General features: G+C 57.0%; 15 protein-coding genes. 10 read left to right on the top strand and 5 right to left on the bottom strand.

Annotation, left to right across the window (positions count from 1 at the left end):
* Positions 1-31 precede the first annotated feature (31 nt).
* Complete coding sequence (gene ltaE / locus I6L35_RS18455) at positions 32-1,051, top strand: low-specificity L-threonine aldolase (protein WP_216978988.1); 1,020 nt, start codon at positions 32-34, stop codon at positions 1,049-1,051.
* Positions 1,052-1,141: 90 nt separating this feature from the next.
* On the opposite strand, the gene I6L35_RS18450 is transcribed toward ltaE, so the two are convergent.
* The 3 genes from I6L35_RS18450 to I6L35_RS18440 are packed head-to-tail and all read right to left on the bottom strand — an operon-like array spanning position 1,142 to position 3,597.
* Entirely contained in the window at positions 1,142-1,573 is a 432-nt protein-coding gene (locus tag I6L35_RS18450) for a PAS domain-containing protein (RefSeq protein ID WP_005337175.1), read from the bottom strand.
* A gap of 8 nt (positions 1,574-1,581) precedes the next feature.
* Positions 1,582-2,604 (bottom strand): response regulator, encoded by a 1,023-nt coding sequence (locus I6L35_RS18445; RefSeq protein ID WP_216978987.1) that lies wholly within the window; start codon positions 2,602-2,604, stop codon positions 1,582-1,584.
* 54 nt (positions 2,605-2,658) lie between these two features.
* Positions 2,659-3,597, bottom strand: coding sequence for a LysR family transcriptional regulator (locus I6L35_RS18440; RefSeq protein WP_216978986.1), 939 nt, complete (start codon positions 3,595-3,597; stop codon positions 2,659-2,661).
* Positions 3,598-4,430: 833 nt separating this feature from the next.
* Between I6L35_RS18440 and I6L35_RS18435 the strand changes: the two genes are divergently transcribed.
* The 5 genes from I6L35_RS18435 to I6L35_RS18415 all read left to right on the top strand — a co-directional run bounded on the left by I6L35_RS18435 (position 4,431) and on the right by I6L35_RS18415 (position 10,394).
* Positions 4,431-6,383: a bifunctional diguanylate cyclase/phosphodiesterase gene (locus I6L35_RS18435; protein ID WP_216978985.1), complete on the top strand. Its 1,953-nt coding sequence runs from the start codon at positions 4,431-4,433 to the stop codon at positions 6,381-6,383.
* A 143-nt stretch (positions 6,384-6,526) separates the two neighbouring features.
* Positions 6,527-8,092, top strand: a complete 1,566-nt coding sequence (locus I6L35_RS18430) for an AbgT family transporter (RefSeq protein WP_216978984.1) — start codon at positions 6,527-6,529, stop codon at positions 8,090-8,092.
* 71 nt (positions 8,093-8,163) lie between these two features.
* Entirely contained in the window at positions 8,164-8,889 is a 726-nt protein-coding gene (nfsA, locus tag I6L35_RS18425) for an oxygen-insensitive NADPH nitroreductase (protein WP_216978983.1), read from the top strand.
* Between the two features lie 192 nt (positions 8,890-9,081).
* Positions 9,082-9,846: a DNA repair protein gene (locus I6L35_RS18420; RefSeq protein ID WP_216953387.1), complete on the top strand. Its 765-nt coding sequence runs from the start codon at positions 9,082-9,084 to the stop codon at positions 9,844-9,846.
* Positions 9,840-10,394 carry a VOC family protein gene (locus I6L35_RS18415; RefSeq protein ID WP_031227877.1) on the top strand — a complete coding sequence of 185 codons (555 nt, stop codon included), beginning with the start codon at positions 9,840-9,842 and terminating at the stop codon, positions 10,392-10,394. Before I6L35_RS18420 ends, I6L35_RS18415 begins: the two co-directional genes overlap by 7 nt.
* 145 nt (positions 10,395-10,539) lie before the next feature.
* On the opposite strand, the gene I6L35_RS18410 is transcribed toward I6L35_RS18415, so the two are convergent.
* Positions 10,540-11,763 (bottom strand): MFS transporter, encoded by a 1,224-nt coding sequence (locus I6L35_RS18410; RefSeq protein WP_021231402.1) that lies wholly within the window; start codon positions 11,761-11,763, stop codon positions 10,540-10,542.
* A gap of 95 nt (positions 11,764-11,858) precedes the next feature.
* On the opposite strand from I6L35_RS18410, the gene I6L35_RS18405 reads away from it, so the two are divergent.
* Together I6L35_RS18405 and I6L35_RS18400 are read left to right on the top strand one after the other, a co-directional pair.
* Entirely contained in the window at positions 11,859-12,734 is an 876-nt protein-coding gene (locus I6L35_RS18405) for a LysR family transcriptional regulator (RefSeq protein WP_216978982.1), read from the top strand.
* Positions 12,735-12,797: 63 nt separating this feature from the next.
* Entirely contained in the window at positions 12,798-13,754 is a 957-nt protein-coding gene (locus tag I6L35_RS18400) for a LysR substrate-binding domain-containing protein (protein WP_216978981.1), read from the top strand.
* An 81-nt stretch (positions 13,755-13,835) separates the two neighbouring features.
* Here I6L35_RS18400 and ribA read toward each other — a convergent pair whose 3' ends face one another.
* On the bottom strand, positions 13,836-14,429 hold the full coding sequence (ribA, locus tag I6L35_RS18395) for a GTP cyclohydrolase II (RefSeq protein ID WP_005351157.1): 594 nt from the start codon (positions 14,427-14,429) through the stop codon (positions 13,836-13,838).
* A 248-nt stretch (positions 14,430-14,677) separates the two neighbouring features.
* On the opposite strand from ribA, the gene cmk reads away from it, so the two are divergent.
* Complete coding sequence (gene cmk / locus I6L35_RS18390; protein WP_019444698.1) at positions 14,678-15,370, top strand: (d)CMP kinase; 693 nt, start codon at positions 14,678-14,680, stop codon at positions 15,368-15,370.
* Between the two features lie 94 nt (positions 15,371-15,464).
* Positions 15,465-17,135, top strand: a complete 1,671-nt coding sequence (gene rpsA, locus I6L35_RS18385) for a 30S ribosomal protein S1 (protein WP_005337148.1) — start codon at positions 15,465-15,467, stop codon at positions 17,133-17,135.
* Positions 17,136-17,159 lie beyond the last annotated feature (24 nt).

The following is a 17,159-nucleotide window of genomic DNA, read 5'->3' as shown; positions in this document are numbered from 1 at the left end:
AACGTCACTCTCCTGTTTCAGGAGGGATCTCATGCGCTATATCGATTTACGAAGTGACACCGTCACCCAGCCTACTGATGCCATGCGTCAGGCTATGCTCCACGCCGAAGTGGGTGACGATGTCTATGGTGAAGATCCGGGCGTCAACGCGCTGGAGGCCCATGGGGCCAGATTGCTGGGCAAACAGGCGGCGCTGTTTGTGCCATCGGGCACCATGTCTAACCTGCTGGCGGTGATGAGCCACTGTCAGCGTGGGGAGGGGGCCATCCTCGGCAACGCCGCTCACATCTATCGCTATGAAGCGCAGGGGAGTGCCGTGCTGGGCTCTGTGGCCCTGCAACCCTTGCCGATGCAGCGTGGCGGCACGCTGGCCTTCGATGATATCAAGGCCGCGCTGGCCCCTGATGATGCCCACTTCGTTCAGACTCGCCTGATCTGCCTTGAGAACACCCACAATGGCAAGGTGCTGCCGCTATCCTATCTGCAGGAGATGGGGACATTCGTTGCCGAACGCGGCTTGAAGCTTCATCTTGATGGTGCCCGGCTCTTTAACGCTGCCGTGGCCAGCGAGACCCCGGTCGCGCTGATCGCCGCACCGTTTGACAGCATCTCGATTTGTCTTTCCAAAGGGCTGGGTGCCCCGGTGGGCTCGCTGCTGGTGGGCAGCCATGATTTCATCGCCCGTGCGCACCGATTGCGCAAGATGCTGGGGGGCGGCATGCGTCAGGCGGGCATTCTGGCGCAAGCCGGTCTGTTTGCCCTCGAGCAGCATGTGACCCGCCTGGCCGATGATCACCGCCGTGCCAAACGGCTGGCCGAAGGGTTGGCTGCACTGCCGGGCATCGAGCTCGACCTCTCGCTGGTGCAGAGCAACATGGTGTTCCTGCGGCTGCGTGAGGGGGAGTCCGCCCCTCTGCTTGCTTTTATGAAAGAGCGGGGGATCCTCTTCTCCGGTTACGGCGAGCTGCGGTTGGTGACCCATCTGCAGATCAACGATGACGATATTGAAGAGGTGATCGACGCCTTCACCGAGTATCTCGGGGCGCGTTGAGACGGCTTGGTGAGGTAGAGGTTATACCGAGACCTGTTTATACCGAAACAACAGAGGGCGCCGCGGCGCCCTCTGTTGTTTGCAGCAAGCTCACGCCTGCCGCTGACCGCTCATCAGCATGGCCTCATCGGTGGCATCGTAGATCATCACCGCGATGTGGGTCACCTGACCGCCGAAATCGGCCAGTGGCACTAGGGTCAGGTTCTGGAACATATGGGGGGCCGAGCCGGTAATGGGGCGATAGTTGGAGAAACGTAGCAGATAGGGCTTCTGCTCCCAGGTGCTGAAGGCGCGGTTGTTGAGCTTGAAGACCATGTTGGCCTTGCGCTCGAACCAGGCTCTGTCCACATCGGGGAAGAGCTCGAACAGTACGCCATCGCGCACGTCACTGGCCAGTCGGCCGCTGTGGCTCTCCATAAAGCCGTTCCACACCTGTACCTTGTACTCCTTGTCGAGCACTACCAGGCCTACGTCCAGGTTCTGGACTATGTTCATCAACCAATGAAATTCACGGATTTCCATAGTCACTCCTAGAGCATGTGCATGATTTTGTTGTTCATGGTGGCGATGGAATCTTCGGTAAACAGCAGCAGCAGATCACACTGCACCGCGTAATCCTGGATCCGGTAGTTGATCTCGATGGCGAGCGTGCGGCGCCAGCGGCTCTTGTTGGTGTTGATCAGCTCGTTGATGGGTCTGTGTTGGCCGAGCACCACCGGGTGGCCCTGACTGAAGGGGGTGTCGAGCTGGTTGGCGTAGCCGCGCAGGAAGGCGCCGATCAGCACGTTGGCGGTATCCATCAACAGCTCCAGTTCGGCGGTGCGATCCAGCGTCCCCTGATGGTTCATCAGCTTGGCCAAATCTTTGAAGCTGGAGTCATGGAACAGGATCAGCGCTTCACCGGCGATCCCAGCTCCGATAAACCCCTGACAGACGGCGGAGAGGGTATCTGAATCCGCAGCGGCCGAGAGGGCCATATGCAACTCTGATACTTCCAGCACGTTGACGTTGGGGATAGGCAGTACCACGAAGGCGTTGAGCAGACGAGCCAGCAAGTCGGCCGCCTGACCCATGGAGACGTTGGCCAGCTCCTGATAGACATCGCGAATTTCGGGGGTAATTTTGACGCCCGCATCAGCGACCACGCCGCTTGGCAGCGCCTCGGCGGCACTTGGCTGACCGCTTGGAACAGCACTCCAGAAACCATGTTGTTTAAGCAGGGCAAGCAGGGTATCGGGGGCGGCGGGTTTCTTAATGAAATCGAGCGCCCCCAGCCCCATGACCCGCTGATAGGCCTCTGGCTGGATATCCCCGGAGACCACGATCACCTTGCTGCGCAGCCCTTCCCGTTTCAGGGTCTCCAGCACACCGTAACCGTCCATCTCCGGCATGGTGAGATCGAGAAAGATGAGATCGCCATGGCCCATCAGCACCTGTTCGATCCCTTCAAGGCCATTCGCCGCATAGTGCAAATCGACTTTCCAGTCAGCCGGTAGCGCTCGTGCCAGCTGTTTGCGGGCGAACCCGGAGTCATCACATATCAATACATTCATGGCGTTAGGCAGGCTCTGTTGGCAAGGATTGCTATAAGTGTGGCCCGCTAACAGTCAGATGCAATGTGGGAGGTTGTCACCCTGTGAAAATTGGTTATCCCATTGCCGGTTACGATAGCGTGCGGAGTATTTCTCAACAAATTCAGCGAACATCTTAACACGCAACGGGGCGAACTGGTGCTGGCAACACAACATGTAGAAGGGGCGATTGCCGGTCTGCCAGTCGGTCAGTACCGGTACCAGCTGCTCGTCATGGAGGAAGCTGCTCAGATAGTGCAGCGGGGCGTTGACTATCCCCAGATGACGCCGGGCTGCGCGCACGGCGGCCTGAGTCTGGTTGACGGTCAGTTTGGCGCTGCGTTTGATGCAGATGTTTTGGCCATCCTTGTCGGTCAGTTGCCAGTGCTGGTGTGGCCAGCAGTAGATGAGATCATGTTCTTCCAGCTGGCTGGGGTGGGAGGGGGTTCCCTTCTTGGTCAGATAGAGTGGCGAGGCAAACAGGCCGTACTCGATATGACCGAGACAGATCGCATTGGGCAGCGACTGGGGCAGCTCACCGTTGAAGAACACCAGATCCCGATCATTGTCGAACAGGTGCTGGTGATCATTGGTCTGGGTGATATCGAACTGTACCTCGGGATAGTGCAGCCCGAATTCGGCCAGCATATCGATGAGGATGGTGTTGGAGAGCGCGATCGGCGCGGCTATCCGGATAAGCCCGGTGATGTCTGCTTCTTTACCCCGGATCTCGCTGGTGGCCTGCTCGATTTGTGCAAGCGGTGTGCAGAGACGCTCGTAGTATCTGAGCCCTTCATCGGTAAGACGGAGTTTACGGGTAGAGCGATGTAGCAGGGAGCAACCCAGTTGCTCTTCCAGCTGGGAAATGCGTCGACTGATGGTGCCTGTTGGCATGCCCAGTGCGGCTGCAGCATGGGAGAATCCTCCCTCTTGCACCACCTTGACGAACAGGTAGAACTCTTCGATGTGCTTCATAAACGCTGTTCTGGGTGTAACAAGGGGGCAACCATAAAAAGAGCCTTATCGCTTGGCAAGGGTAATTCAGCGTTTAATTGATCTGGATTCGATTTCTACTGATACCAGTTTAAATTTTCAATTGTTCTCGAATGAGGATTATTTTCTGCGCCACAGTCATTGTTGCGAGATGTCACCCGTTAGCTCAAGAGAGAGAGGCGACATGGTATGACTACAATACGACCCATCCTCAGGAAAAAAGAGGATCGCGCTGGTCAAGAGCAGTTCTTTTTTTCGGCGATGTGAATGTGATGACAGTCGCATATTCATCATGCCGGTCTGGTGAAGGTAGATATTCGGTTTTGAGGTATTTAAGTTCCTTGTTAAGTCGCTATTTGGGGCCGGTTTTGCTCTTTTTTGTCTGTTTATTCAACGCGCTGGTTAATAAATGAAAGTTTTACGAGGGAAATGCCGGCACTTTTTTTAGTTGACTTTTTTGTCAGTAAATAAGTGTTTGTTGTGAATCGTAAAAATGTTTTTTGAAGTATCCAGAGTGCAATTCTTAGTGCTTGTTTTTGCTGGGAAAAAAAGTTAAAAACGAACGAGGGATTTGTTCTGATTGACAGGAGTATTGGCTGAGTCCTTTTTTCTGTGGCTGGATTGGCTCTCCTGTTGTTGATTTCTGAAATCAGTTATCTGCTTTTGGCCATCGCGAGAAATAGTGGCCGAGAGGTGTTGTCACCTTGCATTCTGCATACGGCGGTTTGCCCATTTGTTTTCCGGTTCACCAGTGACCATCCAGCATGAATGATTTTGACCAGATGAATACGCTTGACGAACGGTTACTGAAGACAATGGATGTTCTGCATACCCCTATCTGGGTCTATGACATCGAACATCACCATATTTTCTGGGCAAACCGCGCAGCACTTCCTCTCTGGGAGGCCACCTCCCTTGACGAGCTCTGTTCCAGGGATTTTTCGGCTGATATGGCCACAGCCATAGCGCTGTTGTTGCAACGCTACCTCGGTGATTTTCAGCAGGGGCGAAGTTACAACGAGTGGTGGACTATCTCCCCAAAGGGGGTCAAGAAGCAGATCTATCTACGCCTCTCCGGCATTCAGCTGGCTGGCCGTCTGATGATGATGACCGAGGCGGTGCTCGACTCCGATACCCTCTATCAGGAGTCCTCGCTGGCAACCGGTGATACCCTGGCCTGCCTGTTCGATAGCAATGGCGCGTTCGAAAGCGGCAACTATCACTTCGAGATGTGTTTCGGTCACCGGATCGCCACGCTCTCCCAGGTTTTTTCCGGTAGTGACGACAGTTTTTACCAGAAGCTCTCCCGACTCGATGAAGTAGTGACCGAAGGGGAGTGCCGAACCCTCAAGGGGATGCGCTGGTTCCAGTATCAGTTCCGCTATATCCAGCAAGGAGCACGGATCCTGCTCACCATGCGCGATATTACCGATCGCAAACTCGAGGAGCTGGAGCATCGCCACCTCGCCTGGCATGACTCCCTGACCGGCCTGCTCAACCGTTATGGCTTGATGAAATCTCTCGAGGCCTATTGCGGGCTGGGGGAGCGTTTCGCGCTGGTATTCATGGATCTGGACAACTTCAAGCTGGTCAACGACAACTACGGCCATAAGGCGGGAGACCGCTTGCTGGAGCGGGTTGCCGGTCGCCTCAAACAGATTTGCCCCCGCGATGTTGAGCTGGCCCGTCTTGGCGGGGACGAGTTTACCGCGTTGGTTCCCTTGGGAAACCAGAGTGAACGAGCCCAGGATGTGGCCGATCAGATGCTCTCCCAGATGACCAAGCCGCTGCAACTGAGCGGTCTGCCGGAGGTAACCATCGGCGGCAGTATCGGCATTGCCATCTATCCCGATGATGCGGACGATGGTGATAACCTCATCACCCGCGCCGATATGGCCATGTATCAGGCCAAGCAGATGGGGCGGCTGCGCTGGCAGCGTTTTACCCCCAGCATGCAGCAGACCCTGCAGCGCAAGCTCAATCTTAAGCAGTTTCTGGCCAAGGCTATCGGTCGTCAGGAGCTGAGCCTCTGTTACCAGCCACAGGTCGATGTCGCCAAACGGCGTCTGATCGGTTACGAGGCGCTGCTGCGTTGGTATAACCCGGTGCTTGGCCATGTCTCGCCAGTGGAATTTATCCCATTGGCCGAAGAGATGGGGCTGATCCGCGAGATCGGCAGCTGGGTGCTCTCTACCGCACTTGCCCAGATGGCCAGTTGGAAGAAGCGCCTCCATCACCGGGTGCCAGTCTCCGTCAACCTCTCCGGTTTCCAGCTCTCGTCGGCACTGCCCGGGCAAGTGCGCCAGCAGCTGGCTCTGCACGGAGTGGATGCTTCCCTGTTGACGCTGGAACTGACCGAAACCGTGCTTATGCTGGATATGAAGGGGTGCCTCGATATTCTCGATGACTTGAGTGAACTGGGGATCAAGATTGCCATCGACGATTTTGGTACCGGCTACTCATCCCTTGCCTATCTCAATCGCCTGCCCATCGATACGATCAAGCTGGATCGCTCTTTCGTGGTCGGCCTCAACCTGCCGGTGATCCGGGCGACCGCCGCCATGGCCACCAATCTGGGGTTGGGGATCATGGCGGAAGGGGTGGAGGAGCCTCACGAACTGGCCGCACTGCAGACCCAGGGGTGCCATGTGTTCCAGGGATATCTGTTCAGCAAGCCGCTGACGGTGGCACAAGTCGAGGCAAGCGGTTTCGTGGTGGAGTGTCAGGTTGGGCGTTATCCACTGTTAGATGCCGTGATGGCAGAGTAACAAGTGTGCGTTAGGCCACAACTTGGAATTTTATTCCGCAATATTTAATCAAAATTAATCATTCTTTTGCGATCGGTCATGAGACGGATTGGCTGGAATTGCTAGCATGCGACCTCGTTTCTAGGGAAAGGAGTATCGCAATAATGAGTCATGCTGCTGTCAATGACCGTCCGGCCAGCCCTCCCAAAGGTTGGCTGAACCGTTTCCTCAATGGCGTCGAGAAAGCCGGGAACAAATTACCCGACCCCGCCATGCTGTTCCTCTACGCCTTGCTGATCGTCTGGGTCGGCTCCTGGGTGTTGTCACAATTCCAGTTTGATCTGGTCAACCCCCGTACCGGGGAGGCGGTAGTGGTCAACAACCTGCTGACCGGTGCCGGTCTGGCCGAGTTTCTCTCCACCATGGTGACCACTTTCACCGGCTTTGCCCCGCTGGGCATCGTGCTGGTGGCCATGCTGGGGGTCGGGGTGGCCGAGCAGTCCGGTTTTATCAATACCGGTCTGAAAAAGTTGCTCAAAGTGACGCCTGCCCGTTTTCTCACTCCCATGCTGATCCTGGTAGCGATCGTCAGCCACACCGCTGCAGATGCGGGCTATGTGCTGGTGATCCCCATCGGTGGCATCATCTTCCACGCTGCCGGACGCCATCCGCTGGCGGGGATCGCCGCCGCCTTTGCCGGTGTCTCCGGCGGTTTTGCCGCCAACTTCCTGCCCTCCGGCGGGGATGCGTTGCTGCAGGGCTTTACCCAGTCCGCCGCTCAGTTGCTCGATCCTGACTACATGGTCAACACCCTTTGCAACATCATCTTTACCGGAGCCTCTTCGCTGCTGATCATCTGCGTCGGCTGGTTCATTACCGAAAAGGTGGTGGAGCCGCGCCTCAAGCATGTGGCGCTTAACGAGGATCTGGAGAGTGCCGACGAGATGGGGCGCTACAGCGCGCAAGAGAGCCGAGCCTTCAACTGGGCCGGGTTTGCCATGCTGGCGGCTATCGTGCTGCTGGCGCTGGCGCTCTCCCCGAACGATTCCCCGCTGCGTGCTGCCGATGGCTCCCTGACCACCTTCGCTGCCCCCGTGATGAAGTCCATAGTGCCGCTCATCTTCCTGCTCTTTATCCTGCCCGGGATTGTCTACGGCTTTGTCGCAGGCAGCTTCAAGAGCGGCAAGGATGTGATCGATGCCATGTCGGCCACCATGAACAAGATGGGCTCCTACATGGTGATGGCTTTCTTCTGCGCGCTCTTCATCAAGGCGTTTGGTGACTCCAATCTGGGCACCCTGCTGGCCCTTTCCGGTGCCGAAGTGCTCCATGCGCTGGCGCTGCCCGGTGAGGTGACTATCGTCGGGATGATCCTGCTCACAGCCAGCGTCAATCTGGTAGTCGGCTCGGCCTCCGCCAAGTGGGCGCTGATCAGCCCGATCCTAGTGCCCATGTTGATGGCGGTGGGGATCTCCCCCGAGCTGACCCAGGCGGCCTATCGGGTCGGGGATTCTGCTTCCAATATCATCACCCCGCTGATGGTCTTCTTCCCGCTGGTGGTGGTCTATTGCCAGCAGTATGTGAAGAGCACCGGGATCGGTACTCTGGTCTCCATGATGCTGCCCTACTCGCTGGCCTTCCTGGTGAGCTGGACGATTTTCCTGCTGCTCTACTGGGCGCTCGGCTTCCCGCTCGGGTTGCAAGCCCCTTACGTCTATCCGGCCCCTTAAGCTGGGTGTGCGAGGGAGCCTTGGGCTCCCTCGTTTTTTTCGCTATGGTGTTACCTCATTTTGGAGGTGCCATGAATCAGACCATCGATCTTATCCTTTCCCATCGCTCCATTCGTCAGTTCACTGCCGAGCCGATCGCCCCGCAGCAGCTGGATGTCATTCTCGCCGCCGCCCAGTCCGCCTCGACCTCGAGCTTTTTGCAGGTGACCAGTATTGTGCGAGTCAGTGAACCCGAGGCGCGTCAGCAGCTGGCCATGCTGGCGGGCAATCAACCCTATGTGGTGCAGGCGGCCGAGTTTCTGGTGTTCTGCGCCGATTACCATCGTCACAGCCAGATCGTGCCCGAGGCCCAGACCGGTTATGCGGAACAGTTGTTGATCGGTGCCATTGACGGCGCCCTGATGGCGCAAAATGCCCTGCTGGCGGCCCAGTCGTTGGGACTGGGCGGGGTCTATATCGGCGGCATTCGCAACCATCCTGCCGAGGTGAGCGAGCTACTGGGCTTGCCCCATCAGGTGATCCCGCTGTTTGGCCTCTGCCTTGGCCACCCTGCCCAGCAGCCGGAGCAGAAACCCCGCCTGCCCAGGGGATTGGTGGTGCATCAGGAGCGCTACCAGCACGAGCTGGATCGCGACCTGCTGGCCCGGTACGATCAGCAGATCGCGGACTACTATCAGGCCCGCAGCAGCAACAACAAACAGCAGACCTGGAGTAGCCAGATCCGCGCCATTCTGGGCAAGGAGTCCCGCCCTTTCATGCTGGGATTCCTGCAATCGCAGGGCTTTAACCTCAAGTAATGGCGCTGATGGGCGATACTATGGGAGTGATGACCACCATGGTCATTTTCCCGTGATCCTGAAATCTTTCCCTGAGACCGGGTATACAGCTTGGCGACAAATCGTGGGCAAGGGGGGATCTACAGGCTACCTTAAGTAGATAAGCTGTTGTAGGATCACGCAATTGGATTGGGACAGGGGTTTGGACATCCTATGATTTTAACTTTGGTATTGCTGTCTATCGGCGCGCTCCTGTTTTTGGTTATCGCCTATAACGTGGTACAGCAATATAAGCAGAAGGCGGAGGCTGAAAAGCGTCACGCCGTTGCCAGACACAAGACGGTAGCCGACGAGACCGAAGAGGTACTGCTGAACGTCAATCTGGTGCCTTTCTCCAAAAACATGGTGTTGCTGTTGCAGCACCGGATCCTTGATGCCTATCGCGCCATCGCCCAGGTGATGCCCAACAACCAGATCAAGCAGCGCATCGCCGATGTGCAGATCCAGATCAAGAACGTGCAGGAAAATTACAGTGCGCAGGATGAGGGGCACTTCAAAACCCCCGAGTCTGATCGTCAGGCGATCCAGATGTTGCAGCTGGTAAAAAAGCTACGTGCCGTACTGCGTGTCGAGCACAACAAGGGCAAAATTGATCCGCAGGGGTTTGCTCAGGAAGATCGTCGTCTCGAGCTGATGCAGCTCAAAATCAACATCTCGAATCTGGTCAAGCGGGCGATGGATGCCCGCATTCAGGGCCAATATGGTACTTGCCGCCAGCTCTATACCAAGGGGTTGTCGGCAATGGCCAGCATTGGCGACAAGGATCCCTATCTGTTGGCTCGTGAAGAGGATATGCGTCAGGGGCTCAAGGAGCTTGAAGAGCTGCAGCAGCAAAACAGCGCGCAGGATCTGCAAAACATCAAGGACAAGGAAGCCGACGAGCTCGATGTCCTGTTTCAACCCAAGAAGAAATGGTAAGCATGTCCCACCCACTCGATTCCACACTGGGGCCAATGGCCCCATTTGTTTCTCAGCTGTTGACCGAACTGGCCGCTGCTGGCGTCACATTTTCCCAGCCAACGGTCGATCACCTCTGTTATCGGGCGGCGACCTTGCAGGAGTACCGCGCGCTGTGTGCTGTATTGGCTGAAGCGGGCTCCTTGCTGGTGGAGGGGATGATCGGCGGTCGCCCGATTGCCACTTATCAGTTGCATCAGCCACTGCTGGCTGGTGAGGTGCAGGTACCCTGTATCGAGCTGGCGGCGCCGAAACCGGGGCGCATCCATCAGGCAGGACTGGAACATATCGAGCTGGTGGTTACTTCACTGCAGGATCTGGTAGCGCGCTATCCCGAGCAGCCATTCAAAACCGGCAATATGCAGGATACCCGCAACCCCGATATCGGCCTGATGTTGCCCTCCGGTCAGATCAAGTTTCACTTACGCTCGCTGGCTGAGGTGATCGCCGAAGAGGTGGCGACCGGTGCTGTGGTCGCGGTGCCTGCGGATTATTTCGATCAGGAGTGATCCTGCGCTCAATGCGGTGCGAGCCTGACAGGCTCTTGAATAACGCAGCAAAAGGGGTCACCGGTGTGACCCCTTTTGCTATCTGGCGGTGCTGGGTTGCGAGAGCGCTATCTGCTCGTGGGTGACCCTGTTTGCGCTGAGCCTGTTACCCGTGTCGGTGGGGTTGCTGGGCGGGCAGTGGCGATTGGCTTCGCTGCTTGAGACGGCCGAGCCAGAGGCTCAAGCCGGCCGTCAAGATGAGGACCAGTTCAATACCCATGACCAGACCGCCCAGCTCGCCCTGCTCCCAGAAGGGGTGTAGGTAAAGTCCCCCCAGACTGGCTCCCAGATAGTAGGCTACCAGATAGAGAGAGGAGGCGAGGGCGCGGTTGTGTTCGACATGATGACCAACCCAGGCACTAGCGCAGGCGTGTGCCAGGAAAAAGCCGAAGCTGGAGATCAGCAAGCCACTCAGGATCCCGAGCAGGCTAGCTTGCAGTAGCCATAGACTGCCGAGGGCCATCAGGGCGATCCCGACCAGCAGCATGCGTTGTGCCCCCCAGCGGTTGGCAAAGCGGCCGCTCAGTGAGGAGGCCACCGTCCCCGAGAGATAGGTGAGAAACAGCATGCCGAGCCACTGGGTGGGCAAGGAGAATGGGGGCTTTGCCAGCAGGAAGGTGAGATAACTGAACTGGTTCAGAAACACCATAAAGTTGAGTCCCCCGATAAGGTAAGCCCCTACCAGCAAGGGATTGGTCAGGTGCTGCTGCAAGGCGCGAGCAAATTGGCCGCGAACGGGGGCGCTCGCCACAAAGCGGGTCTGATGGGGCAGCAGCCAGAAGACCAGCGGCAGCAGTGACAGGCTGATCACACCGATCCCCAGAAAGGTATGTTGCCAGTCGCCAAACCAGCCCGCCAGCAGGCCGCCGACCACCCGACCGGCAATGCCACCGAGGGAGTTGGCGGCAATATAGACCCCCACCGCCGAGAGCAGCGCCCGTTTACTGAACTCTTCCCCCATATAGGCAATCGCAGTGGCTGGTAACCCGGCCAGCAGCGCGCCCTGCAGGATGCGTAGCAACAGCAGTGAACCAAACTGCTCAACCAGGGGGATCAACAGTGAGAGCAGGATCGCCAGGGTGAGTGTACCCAGCATGACCTGCCGACGGCCATGGCGATCCGCCAGTCTGGCGCAGATCAGCAAGGAGGCGGCAAGGCCTGCTGTGCATCCTGCCAGGGTCCAGCTGGCCGAGAGGGAGTTGACCGAGAAGACCTCGGCAATCAGGGGTAACAGGGGGTGGGTCTGGTAGAGGTTCAGAAACACCAGAAAAGAGCCCAGGCTGAGGGCCAGGGTTGCACGTATCCACTCGCGACTTCCGACTTCAATCATTGCGTATTGTCCTGACTACTTTTGGTCAGGGTAGAGTCCTTGCAGTTATAAATATAATATATTTAAGTTATCCATCTCATAAGATGAACTGATACATGGATCTGAAACAGCTCACCTATCTGCTGGCGGTCAGGGATGCCAGCTCATTTACCAAGGCAGCCAACAGTCTGCATGTGGCACAGCCGGCCATCAGCATGGCCATCGCCAAGCTGGAGCAGCAGCTCGAATTGCGGCTGTTTGATCGACAGGACCGGGCGGTACGGCTCACCCCGGAGGGAGAGGTGCTCTGTCGCCATGCCGAGCGCTTGTTGTTGCAGATGCATCAGGCCGAGGCCGAGATGGCCGAGCTCAAGGGGCTGGAGCGGGGGGAAGTGCGGATCGGGATCCCCTATATGATGGGCTCCTACTATTTCCCCCCTCGTCTGATGGCCTTCAAGCATCGCTATCCCGGCCTCAAGATCCGGGTCGAAGAGGCCGGCACCCGTGAGCTGCTCAGCCGGATGGTGGATGGCTCCCTCGATCTGGCCATTCTCATCACCAGTGATCTCCCCCCCGCCATCGAGGGGGCACATCTGCTGAGTGAAGAGATGTTGATGGTGGTGGGGGACGATCACCCCTTGCGCGGCGAACCGGCCGTCACCCTCTCGCAGTTCTTTGCTCAGGAGCTGGCGCTGTTTCGCCGTGGTTTTTACCACCGGGAGCATATGGAGGCGCTAGCCCAGAGCCTGGGCGTTGAACCCGATATCGCCTTCGAGAGCAATCTTATCCCTCTGCTCAAGGCGGTGGTGCGGCAAGGTTTTGCGGTGACCACCTTCTTGCGGATGGTGCTGGAAGAGGAGCCGGATCTGAGTGGCGTGCCCTTCGACCCGCCCATCTACCTCGACCTCTGTGTGGCGTGGCGGCGTGGCGATCCGCTATCCATGGCCAACCGTGCCTTGCGTGATTTTCTACTCAAGGAGCGCCCGGCCTGATGGCGGCGGGCCATAGCTGAAAGTTTGTTACTATTAACGGTGGGTTCGCTTGAGGGCTACACCATGAAATTGCAGCAATTGCGCTATATCGTCGAGGTGGCGAACCACAGGCTGAATCTGTCGGCCACCGCCGAGAGCCTCTTTACCTCCCAGCCCGGGATCAGCAAACAGGTGCGGATGCTGGAGGATGAGCTGGGGATCCAGATCTTCGAGCGTAGCGGCAAACACTTGACCCAAATCACCCCCATAGGTCGGGATGTGATCAAAGTGGCCGCGGAGGTGCTGGACAAGGTCGCCACCATCAAGGTAATGGCCAGGCAGCATGTGCATCCGGAGCTGGGAACCCTCACCATTGCCGCCACTCATCTGCAAGCTCGCTATATTCTGCCCGCCATCCTCAAGGGATTCATGGCCCGCTTCCCCAAAGTTGCCGTAACTGTGATGCAAGGGAGTGCGGCTCAGTGCCGCGCAGCCGTGCATGATGGCGCTGCCGATCTGCTGCTGGCGGATGAACCGGAGGAGGGGAGCGATCTGCTGATGCTTCCTTCTTTTCAGTGGCAACGGGGCTTGGTGCTGTCCAAGGATCATCCGTTGGCCAAAGCACCATCGCTGACCCCGGCCGAGCTGGTGGAGTTTGCATTGGTGACCGATGGAAGGGCTCTCTCCACAGCTCATGGCACTGATTGCGCTCATGCCGAGAGCCGGATCTCCTGCTGTGCGAGCGACAGCGATGTGCTCAAGACCTATGTCAGACAAGGGATGGGTATAGGGGTGATGGCAACTTTTGCCTGGGAGCCCCAGCGCGATGGCGAGCTGGTGCTCAAAACGGCGCCCTGGCTACCAGGCGGTGTGGCCGCTATCGGGTTGCGCAGAGGGGCATTTTTATGCGGCTATCTCTACGATCTGATTGAACGTCTCGCGCCGCAATTGACCCGCGAGCGGGTCGAACAATACTGTGCTGCCCGCACTGGCGAAGAGCTTGAAGCTCTGCTGGCCAATTTGACCGTGCCACTTAGATAGCTAGGGTTGATGTGTGGTCATCCCAAGAAAAACGCCTCCCAATGGGAGGCGTTTGACTATCTGACATTCGTCAATCCAGGCTCATTTTTTGAGCATATGATCCAGCTTGTTGGCCTTGGTCGACAGATAGAACTCGTTGTGGGGATTGCGCCCTTCCTGCAACGGTACCCGTTCGGCCACTGGAATACCGAAGGATTCCATCGCTTTCATCTTGCGCGGGTTGTTGGTCATCAGTTTGAGAGACTTGACCTCAAGCTGCTTGAGCATATCGGCGCAGATGGTGTAGTCGCGCATATCGGCGGCGAAACCAAGGGCCACGTTGGCTTCCACGGTATCGGCCCCCTGATCCTGCAGGTGATAGGCGCGGATTTTGTTGAGCAAGCCGATGCCTCGGCCCTCTTGACGCACATACAGCAACACGCCACGACCGGCTTTGGCGATATTCTCCATGGCCGCCTGCAACTGGAAACCGCAGTCACAACGCAGGCTGAACAGGGCGTCGCCGGTCAGGCACTCTGAGTGGATCCGGCCCAGCACGGGCTCGTCACCGGTAATGTCGCCCATCACCAGTGCGGCGTGATCTTTGCCTGTGCCGGTTTCCTGAAAACCTACCAGCGTGAAGGTGCCCCAGGGGGTTGGCAATTTGGATTTGGCCACGAGGGTAACGCTGCTCATAGGTTGCTCCTTACTACTAACGGCTCAAAAAAGGGGGCCAGTTTAGCGCGCCTTGTCAGGAACGACCATAAGAACAAGTCCCTGCATTGCTTAATGAAATCTCCAAATGAGATACAAGCACAGCTGTCCGGCGGGGTTTTGGCCCTTTGTGCGGATTGATGACTGCCAGGCTCACCACATTCGGGTATAATCGGCGCCCATTAACCCACCCCTTCGGGATGGGAGCAACACAGTGCAGGAGAGAAGTTATGCCTCAGATGGCCCCCGTAATGACAATTGATGGCCCCAGTGGTGCAGGTAAAGGCACCTTGTGTCAGCTGCTTGCTGAGAAGCTGGGTTGGCACTTGCTGGACTCGGGCGCCATCTATCGGGTGTTGTCCCTGGCCGCCCTGCATCACGATGTAGAGCTGGACAGTGAAGCCTCACTGGTGCCGCTGGCTGCCAATCTGGATGTGCAATTTCAGGTTGAGGGCGATCTGGTCAAGGTAATCCTGGAAGGGGAAGATGTCTCCCGCACCATCCGCACCGAAGAAGTGGGTAATGCTGCCAGTAAAATCGCCGCCTTCCCCCGGGTGCGCGAAGCCTTGCTGCGCCGTCAGCGTGCATTTCGTCAGGCCCCAGGTCTGATTGCCGATGGTCGTGACATGGGGACCGTGGTTTTCCCTGAGGCCGAGGTGAAGATTTTCCTCGACGCCAGTGCCGAAGAACGGGCCCAGCGTCGCTATAAGCAGTTGCAAGATAAGGGCTTTGATGTTAACTTTGAGCGTCTTTTAACCGAGATTCGGGAACGTGACGATCGCGACAGAAATCGCGCTACTGCACCCCTGAAACCGGCAGAAGATGCTCTGGTGGTAGACTCTACCGCCATGACCATAGATGAAGTACTGGCAACAGTGCTCGCCTATGCAGAGCAACAACTTGGTGATGCCAGCGCAAGCTGACATCCGGTCGTCTGCACCAAGGATGGCGCAGATTATTTAAAACAGCCCCGCTTGTGCCGGATTGCAAGTGGATGTTTCATTTGTGACATAAACAATGATCGAATCTTTTGCTCAACTCTTTGAAGAGTCCCTGAACGCCGTTGAAACCCGTCAAGGTTCCATCGTCAAGGGTACTGTCGTTGCTATCGAGAACGGTTTCGTACTGGTTGACGCCGGTCTGAAATCCGAGTCCGCTATCCCGGCTGAAGAATTCAAGAACGCCATGGGCGAGCTGGAAATCAACGTCGGCGACACCGTTGACGTGGCTCTGGACTCTATCGAAGATGGTTTCGGCGAAACCAAGCTGTCCCGCGAAAAAGCCAAGCGCCACGAAGCCTGGCTGCAGCTTGAGAAGGCTTACGAAGAGCAAGCTACCGTTATCGGTATCATCAACGGCAAGGTCAAGGGTGGTTTCACCGTTGAACTGAACGGCATCCGTGCCTTCCTGCCGGGTTCTCTGGTTGACGTGCGTCCGATCCGTGACACCGCTCACCTGGAAAACAAAGAACTCGAGTTCAAAGTCATCAAGCTGGACCAGAAGCGCAACAACGTTGTTGTTTCCCGTCGTGCCGTGATCGAGACCGAGAACACCTCCGAGCGCGAAAGCCTGCTGGCTAACCTGCAAGAAGGTCAAGAAGTTAAGGGTATCGTCAAGAACCTGACCGACTACGGTGCATTCGTAGATCTGGGCGGTGTTGACGGCCTGCTGCACATCACCGACATGGCGTGGAAGCGCGTTAAGCATCCTTCCGAAATCGTCAACGTTGGCGACGAGATCGCTGTCAAGGTTCTGAAGTTCGACCGCGAGCGTACCCGTGTATCCCTGGGTCTGAAGCAGCTGGGCGAAGATCCCTGGGTTGCTATCGCCAAGCGTTACCCGGAGACCACCCGTCTGTCTGGCCGCGTGACCAACCTGACCGACTACGGCTGCTTCGTTGAAATCGAAGAAGGCGTTGAAGGCCTGGTACACGTATCCGAGATGGATTGGACCAACAAGAACATCCACCCGTCCAAAGTTGTTAACGTTGGCGACGTGGTTGACGTGATGGTTCTGGACATCGACGAAGAGCGTCGTCGTATCTCCCTGGGTCTGAAGCAGTGCAAATCCAACCCGTGGCAGCTGTTTGCCGAAACTCACGCCAAAGGCGACCGTGTTTCCGGCAAGATCAAGTCCATCACTGACTTCGGTATCTTCATCGGTCTGGATGGCGGCATCGACGGTCTGGTTCACCTGTCTGACATCTCCTGGAACAACCAGGGCGAAGAAGCCGTGCGTGAATTCAAGAAAGGCGACGAGATCGAAGCCGTTGTTCTGCAAGTGGATCCGGAGCGTGAGCGCATCTCCCTGGGTGTCAAGCAGATCGAAGAAGACCCGTTCAACAAGTACCTGGCTGACAACAAGAAAGGTGCTATCGTGAAGGGTAAGGTTACCGAGGTTGATGCCAAAGGTGCCGTTATCGAACTGGCTGATGGCGTAGAAGGCTACCTGCGTGCCTCCGACGCTGCTCGTGACCGCGTAGAAGACGCCACTCTGGTGCTGTCTGTTGGTGACGAAGTTGAAGCTAAATTCATGGGCGTTGATCGTAAGAACCGCACCGTAAGCCTGTCTGTCCGTGCTAAGGACGAGGCTGATGAGCGTGTTGCTATCGATAACCTGAACCAGCAAGAAGAAGTTGTGTTCAGCAATGCTATGATGGAAGCGTTCAAAGCCGCCAAGGGTGAGTAATCCTTGATGCAAGAAAAGGGCGGC

Origin of the sequence: Aeromonas sp. FDAARGOS 1405, assembly GCF_019048265.1 — a bacterium.
GTDB classification, from domain to species: Bacteria; Pseudomonadota; Gammaproteobacteria; order Enterobacterales; family Aeromonadaceae; genus Aeromonas; species Aeromonas veronii_A.
This window is presented reverse-complemented; position numbering and strand designations above follow the sequence as displayed.